Source organism: Vibrio hyugaensis (assembly GCF_002906655.1).
Lineage (GTDB): Bacteria > Pseudomonadota > Gammaproteobacteria > Enterobacterales > Vibrionaceae > Vibrio > Vibrio hyugaensis.
On sequence record NZ_CP025794.1, the window covers coordinates 2,582,051 to 2,593,760 of the forward strand.

An 11,710-nucleotide genomic window follows, 5' to 3' on the forward strand; every position below is an offset into this window, starting at 1 on the left:
TAAAAGAGACGAAGATATCCCAATATCTTCGAAGTTTGGTTCTGCTTTTTAAAAGTGGAAACAAATAGCAGTGTCCCGTTCGTCTAGAGGCCTAGGACACCGCCCTTTCACGGCGGTAACAGGGGTTCGACTCCCCTACGGGATACCATCTTTAAACATTCTCTCTTGAGAGTTTTTAAAAATGGTTACTTCATAAGAAGTGATTAGCTCTTTAACAATTTGGAAAGCTGACAAAGTAATCTTTAAGATTACTTGTAAAGTTCTCAATGTTTGTCTTTAAGACAAACACCAAAAAACACATTCAAGTGTTCTTGGGAATATCACTTTTAAGTGATTATTCGAAATTGAGTCCGGCAAAATCGAAATGTCTCTCGCTCATTCAAATAATGAGAGACAACTTTGGTGATTTGAACATCAACTCGAAACTCCTTCGGGTTGTATGGTTAAGTGACTAAGCGTACACGGTGGATGCCTTGGCAGTCAGAGGCGATGAAGGACGTATTAACTTGCGATAAGCCCAGATTAGGTAGTAAAAACCACTTGAGTCTGGGATTTCCGAATGGGGAAACCCACTAGCATAAGCTAGTATCGCTGCGTGAATACATAGCGCAGCGAGGCGAACCGGGGGAACTGAAACATCTAAGTACCCCGAGGAAAAGAAATCAACCGAGATTCCGAAAGTAGCGGCGAGCGAAATTGGACTAGCCCTTAAGCTTTATATGCGTTAGACGAACGGTCTGGAAAGTCCGGCAATAAAGGGTGATAGCCCCGTAGTTGACAACGCACATTCAGTGAAATCGAGTAGGGCGGGACACGTGATATCCTGTCTGAATATGGGGGGACCATCCTCCAAGGCTAAATACTACTGACTGACCGATAGTGAACCAGTACCGTGAGGGAAAGGCGAAAAGAACCCCTGTGAGGGGAGTGAAATAGAACCTGAAACCGTGTACGTACAAGCAGTAGGAGCACCTTCGTGGTGTGACTGCGTACCTTTTGTATAATGGGTCAGCGACTTATATTCAGTGGCAAGGTTAACCATCTAGGGGAGCCGTAGCGAAAGCGAGTGTTAACTGCGCGACTCAGTCGCTGGATATAGACCCGAAACCAGGTGATCTAGCCATGGGCAGGTTGAAGATTGAGTAACATCAATTGGAGGACCGAACCGACTAATGTTGAAAAATTAGCGGATGACTTGTGGCTAGGGGTGAAAGGCCAATCAAACCTGGAGATAGCTGGTTCTCCCCGAAAGCTATTTAGGTAGCGCCTCGGACGAATACTACTGGGGGTAGAGCACTGTTAAGGCTAGGGGGTCATCCCGACTTACCAACCCTTTGCAAACTCCGAATACCAGTAAGTACTATCCGGGAGACACACGGCGGGTGCTAACGTCCGTCGTGGAGAGGGAAACAACCCAGACCGCCAGCTAAGGTCCCAAATTATTACTAAGTGGGAAACGATGTGGGAAGGCTCAGACAGCCAGGATGTTGGCTTAGAAGCAGCCATCATTTAAAGAAAGCGTAATAGCTCACTGGTCGAGTCGGCCTGCGCGGAAGATGTAACGGGGCTAAGTAATAAACCGAAGCTGCGGCAATGAAGTTTACTTCATTGGGTAGGGGAGCGTTCTGTAAGCCGTTGAAGGTGTGTTGTAAAGCATGCTGGAGGTATCAGAAGTGCGAATGCTGACATGAGTAACGATAAAGGGGGTGAAAAACCTCCTCGCCGGAAGACCAAGGGTTCCTGTCCAACGTTAATCGGGGCAGGGTAAGTCGACCCCTAAGGCGAGGCCGAAAGGCGTAGTCGATGGGAAACGGGTTAATATTCCCGTACTTCTTACAATTGCGATGGGGGGACGGAGAAGGCTAGGTGGGCCTGGCGACGGTTGTCCAGGTTCAAGTGCGTAGGCTGAAGAGTTAGGTAAATCCGGCTCTTCTTAAGGCTGAGACACGACGTCGAGCTACTACGGTAGTGAAGTCATTGATGCCATGCTTCCAGGAAAAGCCTCTAAGCTTCAGATTGTAAGGAATCGTACCCCAAACCGACACAGGTGGTCGGGTAGAGAATACCAAGGCGCTTGAGAGAACTCGGGTGAAGGAACTAGGCAAAATGGTACCGTAACTTCGGGAGAAGGTACGCTCTTGATGGTGAAGTCCCTTGCGGATGGAGCTGACGAGAGTCGCAGATACCAGGTGGCTGCAACTGTTTATTAAAAACACAGCACTGTGCAAAATCGTAAGATGACGTATACGGTGTGACGCCTGCCCGGTGCCGGAAGGTTAATTGATGGGGTTAGACTTCGGTCGAAGCTCTTGATCGAAGCCCCGGTAAACGGCGGCCGTAACTATAACGGTCCTAAGGTAGCGAAATTCCTTGTCGGGTAAGTTCCGACCTGCACGAATGGCGTAATGATGGCCACGCTGTCTCCACCCGAGACTCAGTGAAATTGAAATCGCTGTGAAGATGCAGTGTACCCGCGGCTAGACGGAAAGACCCCGTGAACCTTTACTACAGCTTGGCACTGAACATTGACCCTACATGTGTAGGATAGGTGGGAGGCTTTGAAGCACAGTCGCTAGATTGTGTGGAGCCGTCCTTGAAATACCACCCTTGTAGTGTTGATGTTCTAACGTCGACCCCTAATCGGGGTTGCGGACAGTGCCTGGTGGGTAGTTTGACTGGGGCGGTCTCCTCCCAAAGAGTAACGGAGGAGCACGAAGGTGGGCTAATCACGGTTGGACATCGTGAGGTTAGTGCAATGGCATAAGCCCGCTTGACTGCGAGAATGACAATTCGAGCAGGTGCGAAAGCAGGTCATAGTGATCCGGTGGTTCTGTATGGAAGGGCCATCGCTCAACGGATAAAAGGTACTCCGGGGATAACAGGCTGATACCGCCCAAGAGTTCATATCGACGGCGGTGTTTGGCACCTCGATGTCGGCTCATCACATCCTGGGGCTGAAGTCGGTCCCAAGGGTATGGCTGTTCGCCATTTAAAGTGGTACGCGAGCTGGGTTTAGAACGTCGTGAGACAGTTCGGTCCCTATCTGCCGTGGGCGTTGGAAGATTGAAGGGGGCTGCTCCTAGTACGAGAGGACCGGAGTGGACGAACCTCTGGTGTTCGGGTTGTGTCGCCAGACGCATTGCCCGGTAGCTAAGTTCGGAATCGATAACCGCTGAAAGCATCTAAGCGGGAAGCGAGCCCTGAGATGAGTCTTCCCTGATACTTTAAGTATCCTAAAGGGTTGTTCGAGACTAGAACGTTGATAGGCAGGGTGTGTAAGCGTTGTGAGGCGTTGAGCTAACCTGTACTAATTGCCCGTGAGGCTTAACCATACAACACCCAAGGGGTTTTGATGGACTCAATACAAGAACGATTGAATGTGTAAGTAGAACTTAAAACAGCTTTCCGGATTAAAGAATTTGCTTGGCGACCATAGCGATTTGGACCCACCTGACTTCCATTCCGAACTCAGAAGTGAAACGAATTAGCGTCGATGGTAGTGTGGGGTTTCCCCATGTGAGAGTAGAACATCGCCAGGCTTTATTTCGCACTTGCTTATTTAATAAGCAAGTCACCATAAAGTTCTAAATTATTTTAGAGTTTTATGTTGACTTTCAAAGTGAAAAGCGTATCATACGCACCTCGCTTAAGTGCTAAGGCACTGAAAGCCAAGCTCTTTAACAATATAGACCTATCAATCTGTGTGGGCACTCGTTGATGATAATCCAATTAGAAACTTCGGTTTCAAATTAGGTTTCAATGAACTGAGTGACCAATCAAGTCTTCGGACTTGGCACAGTCAATTCATTATCATTCTGTTGGAATGATAATAGCTTTAAAATTACTTCTTACTTTCGAGTAAGGATGAGTTTTGAAGTCAGTATTCGTTGAGCCGAACAAAATCTTAAATTGAAGAGTTTGATCATGGCTCAGATTGAACGCTGGCGGCAGGCCTAACACATGCAAGTCGAGCGGAAACGAGTTATCTGAACCTTCGGGGAACGATAACGGCGTCGAGCGGCGGACGGGTGAGTAATGCCTAGGAAATTGCCCTGATGTGGGGGATAACCATTGGAAACGATGGCTAATACCGCATGATGCCTACGGGCCAAAGAGGGGGACCTTAGGGCCTCTCGCGTCAGGATATGCCTAGGTGGGATTAGCTAGTTGGTGAGGTAATGGCTCACCAAGGCGACGATCCCTAGCTGGTCTGAGAGGATGATCAGCCACACTGGAACTGAGACACGGTCCAGACTCCTACGGGAGGCAGCAGTGGGGAATATTGCACAATGGGCGCAAGCCTGATGCAGCCATGCCGCGTGTGTGAAGAAGGCCTTCGGGTTGTAAAGCACTTTCAGTCGTGAGGAAGGTAGTGTAGTTAATAGCTGCATTATTTGACGTTAGCGACAGAAGAAGCACCGGCTAACTCCGTGCCAGCAGCCGCGGTAATACGGAGGGTGCGAGCGTTAATCGGAATTACTGGGCGTAAAGCGCATGCAGGTGGTTTGTTAAGTCAGATGTGAAAGCCCGGGGCTCAACCTCGGAATAGCATTTGAAACTGGCAGACTAGAGTACTGTAGAGGGGGGTAGAATTTCAGGTGTAGCGGTGAAATGCGTAGAGATCTGAAGGAATACCGGTGGCGAAGGCGGCCCCCTGGACAGATACTGACACTCAGATGCGAAAGCGTGGGGAGCAAACAGGATTAGATACCCTGGTAGTCCACGCCGTAAACGATGTCTACTTGGAGGTTGTGGCCTTGAGCCGTGGCTTTCGGAGCTAACGCGTTAAGTAGACCGCCTGGGGAGTACGGTCGCAAGATTAAAACTCAAATGAATTGACGGGGGCCCGCACAAGCGGTGGAGCATGTGGTTTAATTCGATGCAACGCGAAGAACCTTACCTACTCTTGACATCCAGAGAACTTTCCAGAGATGGATTGGTGCCTTCGGGAACTCTGAGACAGGTGCTGCATGGCTGTCGTCAGCTCGTGTTGTGAAATGTTGGGTTAAGTCCCGCAACGAGCGCAACCCTTATCCTTGTTTGCCAGCGAGTAATGTCGGGAACTCCAGGGAGACTGCCGGTGATAAACCGGAGGAAGGTGGGGACGACGTCAAGTCATCATGGCCCTTACGAGTAGGGCTACACACGTGCTACAATGGCGCATACAGAGGGCAGCAAGCTAGCGATAGTGAGCGAATCCCAAAAAGTGCGTCGTAGTCCGGATTGGAGTCTGCAACTCGACTCCATGAAGTCGGAATCGCTAGTAATCGTGGATCAGAATGCCACGGTGAATACGTTCCCGGGCCTTGTACACACCGCCCGTCACACCATGGGAGTGGGCTGCAAAAGAAGTAGGTAGTTTAACCTTCGGGAGGACGCTTACCACTTTGTGGTTCATGACTGGGGTGAAGTCGTAACAAGGTAGCGCTAGGGGAACCTGGCGCTGGATCACCTCCTTATACGATGATTACTCACGATGAGTGTCCACACAGATTGATACGGTTTATAAGTAAGAGACGATACTGGGTCTGTAGCTCAGGTGGTTAGAGCGTTCGCCTGATAAGCGAGAGGTCGGTGGTTCGAGTCCACTCAGACCCACCAATTTCCTTGGAAATTGGCACACAGTATCACACTGATGGGGCTATAGCTCAGCTGGGAGAGCGCCTGCCTTGCACGCAGGAGGTCTGCGGTTCGATCCCGCATAGCTCCACCATCTTTAAGTGTTCTTGAAAAAGAACCTTTAAAAATGGTTTCATTAAGAAATCTAGCTCTTTAACAATTTGGAAAGCTGACAAAACAATCTTTAAGATTGTTTGTAAAGTTCTCAATGTTTGTCTTTATGACAAACACCAAAAAACACATTCAAGTGTTCTTGGGAATATCACTTTTAAGTGATTATTCGAAATTGAGTCCGGCAAAATCGAAATGTCTCTCGCTCATTCAAATAATGAGAGACAACTTTGGTGATTTGAACATCAACTCGAAACTCCTTCGGGTTGTATGGTTAAGTGACTAAGCGTACACGGTGGATGCCTTGGCAGTCAGAGGCGATGAAGGACGTATTAACTTGCGATAAGCCCAGATTAGGTAGTAAAAACCACTTGAGTCTGGGATTTCCGAATGGGGAAACCCACTAGCATAAGCTAGTATCGCTGCGTGAATACATAGCGCAGCGAGGCGAACCGGGGGAACTGAAACATCTAAGTACCCCGAGGAAAAGAAATCAACCGAGATTCCGAAAGTAGCGGCGAGCGAAATTGGACTAGCCCTTAAGCTTTATATGCGTTAGACGAACGGTCTGGAAAGTCCGGCAATAAAGGGTGATAGCCCCGTAGTTGACAACGCACATTCAGTGAAATCGAGTAGGGCGGGACACGTGATATCCTGTCTGAATATGGGGGGACCATCCTCCAAGGCTAAATACTACTGACTGACCGATAGTGAACCAGTACCGTGAGGGAAAGGCGAAAAGAACCCCTGTGAGGGGAGTGAAATAGAACCTGAAACCGTGTACGTACAAGCAGTAGGAGCACCTTCGTGGTGTGACTGCGTACCTTTTGTATAATGGGTCAGCGACTTATATTCAGTGGCAAGGTTAACCATCTAGGGGAGCCGTAGCGAAAGCGAGTGTTAACTGCGCGACTTAGTCGCTGGATATAGACCCGAAACCAGGTGATCTAGCCATGGGCAGGTTGAAGATTGAGTAACATCAATTGGAGGACCGAACCGACTAATGTTGAAAAATTAGCGGATGACTTGTGGCTAGGGGTGAAAGGCCAATCAAACCTGGAGATAGCTGGTTCTCCCCGAAAGCTATTTAGGTAGCGCCTCGGACGAATACTACTGGGGGTAGAGCACTGTTAAGGCTAGGGGGTCATCCCGACTTACCAACCCTTTGCAAACTCCGAATACCAGTAAGTACTATCCGGGAGACACACGGCGGGTGCTAACGTCCGTCGTGGAGAGGGAAACAACCCAGACCGCCAGCTAAGGTCCCAAATTATTACTAAGTGGGAAACGATGTGGGAAGGCTCAGACAGCCAGGATGTTGGCTTAGAAGCAGCCATCATTTAAAGAAAGCGTAATAGCTCACTGGTCGAGTCGGCCTGCGCGGAAGATGTAACGGGGCTAAGTAATAAACCGAAGCTGCGGCAATGAAGTTTACTTCATTGGGTAGGGGAGCGTTCTGTAAGCCGTTGAAGGTGTGTTGTAAAGCATGCTGGAGGTATCAGAAGTGCGAATGCTGACATGAGTAACGATAAAGGGGGTGAAAAACCTCCTCGCCGGAAGACCAAGGGTTCCTGTCCAACGTTAATCGGGGCAGGGTAAGTCGACCCCTAAGGCGAGGCCGAAAGGCGTAGTCGATGGGAAACGGGTTAATATTCCCGTACTTCTTACAATTGCGATGGGGGGACGGAGAAGGCTAGGTGGGCCTGGCGACGGTTGTCCAGGTTCAAGTGCGTAGGCTGAAGAGTTAGGTAAATCCGGCTCTTTTTAAGGCTGAGACACGACGTCGAGCTACTACGGTAGTGAAGTCATTGATGCCATGCTTCCAGGAAAAGCCTCTAAGCTTCAGATTGTAAGGAATCGTACCCCAAACCGACACAGGTGGTCGGGTAGAGAATACCAAGGCGCTTGAGAGAACTCGGGTGAAGGAACTAGGCAAAATGGTACCGTAACTTCGGGAGAAGGTACGCTCTTGATGGTGAAGTCCCTTGCGGATGGAGCTGACGAGAGTCGCAGATACCAGGTGGCTGCAACTGTTTATTAAAAACACAGCACTGTGCAAAATCGTAAGATGACGTATACGGTGTGACGCCTGCCCGGTGCCGGAAGGTTAATTGATGGGGTTAGACTTCGGTCGAAGCTCTTGATCGAAGCCCCGGTAAACGGCGGCCGTAACTATAACGGTCCTAAGGTAGCGAAATTCCTTGTCGGGTAAGTTCCGACCTGCACGAATGGCGTAATGATGGCCACGCTGTCTCCACCCGAGACTCAGTGAAATTGAAATCGCTGTGAAGATGCAGTGTACCCGCGGCTAGACGGAAAGACCCCGTGAACCTTTACTACAGCTTGGCACTGAACATTGACCCTACATGTGTAGGATAGGTGGGAGGCTTTGAAGCACAGTCGCTAGATTGTGTGGAGCCGTCCTTGAAATACCACCCTTGTAGTGTTGATGTTCTAACGTCGACCCCTAATCGGGGTTGCGGACAGTGCCTGGTGGGTAGTTTGACTGGGGCGGTCTCCTCCCAAAGAGTAACGGAGGAGCACGAAGGTGGGCTAATCACGGTTGGACATCGTGAGGTTAGTGCAATGGCATAAGCCCGCTTGACTGCGAGAATGACAATTCGAGCAGGTGCGAAAGCAGGTCATAGTGATCCGGTGGTTCTGTATGGAAGGGCCATCGCTCAACGGATAAAAGGTACTCCGGGGATAACAGGCTGATACCGCCCAAGAGTTCATATCGACGGCGGTGTTTGGCACCTCGATGTCGGCTCATCACATCCTGGGGCTGAAGTCGGTCCCAAGGGTATGGCTGTTCGCCATTTAAAGTGGTACGCGAGCTGGGTTTAGAACGTCGTGAGACAGTTCGGTCCCTATCTGCCGTGGGCGTTGGAAGATTGAAGGGGGCTGCTCCTAGTACGAGAGGACCGGAGTGGACGAACCTCTGGTGTTCGGGTTGTGTCGCCAGACGCATTGCCCGGTAGCTAAGTTCGGAATCGATAACCGCTGAAAGCATCTAAGCGGGAAGCGAGCCCTGAGATGAGTCTTCCCTGATACTTTAAGTATCCTAAAGGGTTGTTCGAGACTAGAACGTTGATAGGCAGGGTGTGTAAGCGTTGTGAGGCGTTGAGCTAACCTGTACTAATTGCCCGTGAGGCTTAACCATACAACACCCAAGGGGTTTTGATGGACTCAATGCAAGAACGATTGAATGTGTAAGAACTTAGAAACAGCTTTCCGAATTAAAGAATTTGCTTGGCGACCATAGCGATTTGGACCCACCTGACTTCCATTCCGAACTCAGAAGTGAAACGAATTAGCGTCGATGGTAGTGTGGGGTTTCCCCATGTGAGAGTAGGACATCGCCAGGCTTTAAATTTGAAGAAGCCTACTCGAAAGAGTAGGCTTTTTTGCGTTTGGAGCAAAGTAAATTTGAGCACTATATTCTTCCTATAAAGTCACATTATACCAATCTGGAAAATTAACTGGTCAGGTTAAGCCATTCTCTTCTGCACATATCTGTCACCCTATCAGTACTTTCCAAGAATCGATCCCATGCGCTGCACACCTTGTCTACAATATCGTTGTAGTTCGTAAAGGTCTGGTTCGCTAAATAGTGTTGTCGTAGCCAACTCCATACTTGTTCTATTGGGTTCAACTCTGGTGAATAGGGTGGGAGCTTGATGATACTCACATTGTTAAACTGCTCGGCAATGTCATCTGTATGCCATCCAGCCCTATCCATGATCACGACAGCATGACGGCCATACTCTGTTACTTGAGAGATTTGATTAAGGTGCTGGATCATAATTTCTTTATTTACCCAAGGTACGACGATGGCTTCCCCTATTCCTCTTCTTGGACAGACAGAACCGAATAAGTAAGCATACTCAAATTGCTGTTGCTTCACCGCTCGGGGTCTTGTGCCACGCTCCGCCCATAAGCGAGTCGTGGTATTTTGTTGCCCAAATCTCGCTTCGTCTTGAAACCAGACATCGACCGCCTCAAGGCTTATGTGATCGTTTCAGTTTTGAATTTTTTTAAAATCGTCTTGGAGCTGTTGAGATTGAGAAGGGTGTTTGGAGCGTGATGTTATCCAAGAAAAGCCCATACGATTGAGCAAGTAATAGATAGAATCTGGGTGGTAATGCTTGCCAAACTCTTTGATGATGTAGGCGTGAATGTCACTACCAGTTAATCTTCCTCCAGAAGGTTCGGAAGCTCGCCTCTTAATATATTGGCTTAACTGTTCACGTTGTTTTGGGGTAAGAAACGTAGGTCTTCCTGTTCTTGGTTTTTCTTGTAAGCCTTCAAGTCCTTCCTCCAGAAAGGTCTGAACCCATTTATTTACGCTAGTGCGACTTACCTTTAAGTACTTGGCAATCTGTGTTCGAGATTGTCCTTCTTTAAAGTGTGCTAGAGCGAGTAGACGCATCTTCATCTGAATAGACTTTTGCTGGCTAGCGAGCTTTTTAAAGTTGATGTTACTGAAGCTATCCCTAGTATTCTCGAACAAGAAGTTATAAAGCTAATTAGATCATATTCTTACTTAGATTGGTATAAGTCTGTCTGGGTTGGTTCGGGGAATAAAAAAGGCAGCCAATCGGCTGCCTAGTTTTATCGATTATAAGAGAGTTTATTCTTGAGGAACTTTAGTTTCTGACTGTTCAACAAAGGCTTCGGCTTCTATCTTTTTTTTGCTTGCTTCGCTTTCTCAATCATTGGCGTTATCGTTGAGCCTTGAATAAGGATAGAGAAAACTACAACAGAGTAGGTCATCACCATGATGATCTCTTTCACATCAATCAGTTTTTCTGGGATGACTAAAATGCCTGATGGGATTGATAGTGCCATTGCTAAGGCTAGGCCCCCACGCAATCCACCCCAAGTTAGAATCTTTACTGACCATGGGTTGTACTTTCTGTAGCGTTTAAATCCAATATAAGAGATAAAGACACTTAGGTAGCGGGCAGCTAGTACTAACGGCACAGATACCGCCATCATAATCCAGTCTTCTTTATGGAATTCGAATAGCAACATCGACATACCAATCAGAAGGAATAGTACACCATTCAAGAACTCGTCGACCAACTCCCAGAAATGGTCTAGGTGATCTTCACTTTCTTTTGAGAACCCGATAAAGCGTGTCCAGTTACCAATCATGATGCCAGATACCACCATTGCAAGTGGTCCCGAAACATGGAGGTATTCTGCTAGTGCATAACCTGCTGTAGGAACGCCAATCGTTAATAACAGTTCCATGGAGTGGTCGTCTGTCGCACTAATCAGATAGTGGAACACTAATCCTAATACGAAGCCGTAAACAATACCGCCAATAGCCTCTTGAATGAATAGAAGGGTTACGCTACCAACTGTTGGTGCTTCTGTACCGAATGCGATTGTGAATAGAGTAACGAAGATAACTAGACCAAAACCATCGTTAAACAGAGACTCGCCTTCAATTTGTGTCGAAATGCGTCTTGGAGCATCCAGTTTCTTTACGATAGCCAGTACGGCAATAGGGTCGGTTGGGGAAATCAGTGCGCCAAACAGTAAGCAGTAAACAAGATCAAATTGAATACCAATAACTTGGCAGAAGCCGTAAAGAACAAAACCAATGAAGAATGTGGAGAAGAGCGTTGCACCTAAAGCGAGTACCGTGATTTCCCACTTTTGATCTTTAAGGTTAGGAAGTTTGATACCCAAACCACCGGCAAAAAGCAGGAAGCCGAGTATGCCCTTCAGAAGAAAATCTTCGAAATTTATGCTGGTGACGGTTTCTGTGGCAATCTCAGTAAGATGAAACCAATCGTTTTGACCTGCGATTAGAATGAGAAGTGAAAGGATCATCGAACCAGCGGTAATGGCGATGGTCGTTTGCATCTTTCCTATCTTGCTGTTTACAAAGGCGATAACCATTGCTGCCGCGGATAGAAAACATAAAGTATGATAGACCGACATAGAGCTCTCTATTTGTAACATT

At 48.0% G+C, this 11,710-nt stretch carries 1 protein-coding gene, 3 tRNA genes, 5 rRNA genes and 1 pseudogene; 8 read left to right on the forward strand and 2 right to left on the reverse strand.

Annotated elements, in window-relative coordinates; all coding sequences use genetic code 11:
- The first annotated feature begins 72 nt into the window (after positions 1-72).
- The 8 genes from C1S74_RS12780 (at position 73) to rrf (C1S74_RS12815) (ending at position 9,098) form a co-directional block, all read left to right on the forward strand.
- A tRNA-Glu gene (locus C1S74_RS12780) sits at positions 73-148 on the forward strand.
- Between the two features lie 293 nt (positions 149-441).
- Positions 442-3,332 (forward strand): 23S ribosomal RNA (locus C1S74_RS12785).
- A gap of 90 nt (positions 3,333-3,422) precedes the next feature.
- Positions 3,423-3,539, forward strand: a 5S ribosomal RNA gene (gene rrf / locus C1S74_RS12790).
- Between the two features lie 367 nt (positions 3,540-3,906).
- Positions 3,907-5,459, forward strand: a 16S ribosomal RNA gene (locus C1S74_RS12795).
- A gap of 65 nt (positions 5,460-5,524) precedes the next feature.
- Positions 5,525-5,601 (forward strand) — tRNA-Ile (locus C1S74_RS12800).
- Positions 5,602-5,637: 36 nt separating this feature from the next.
- Positions 5,638-5,713: transfer RNA gene (locus C1S74_RS12805), tRNA-Ala, on the forward strand.
- Positions 5,714-6,002: 289 nt separating this feature from the next.
- Positions 6,003-8,893 (forward strand): 23S ribosomal RNA (locus C1S74_RS12810).
- A gap of 88 nt (positions 8,894-8,981) precedes the next feature.
- Positions 8,982-9,098: ribosomal RNA gene (rrf, locus tag C1S74_RS12815) — 5S ribosomal RNA — on the forward strand.
- The 16S, 23S and 5S rRNA genes sit together here with 3 tRNA genes alongside, the layout of an rRNA operon.
- Positions 9,099-9,208: 110 nt before the next feature.
- On the opposite strand, the pseudogene C1S74_RS12820 reads toward rrf (C1S74_RS12815), so the two are convergent.
- Together C1S74_RS12820 and C1S74_RS12825 are read right to left on the reverse strand one after the other, a co-directional pair.
- A pseudogene (locus C1S74_RS12820) lies at positions 9,209-10,168 on the reverse strand (IS630 family transposase).
- Between the two features lie 245 nt (positions 10,169-10,413).
- Positions 10,414-11,688, reverse strand: coding sequence for a cation:proton antiporter (locus tag C1S74_RS12825; RefSeq protein ID WP_082039054.1), 1,275 nt, complete (start codon positions 11,686-11,688; stop codon positions 10,414-10,416).
- Positions 11,689-11,710: the final 22 nt, after the last annotated feature.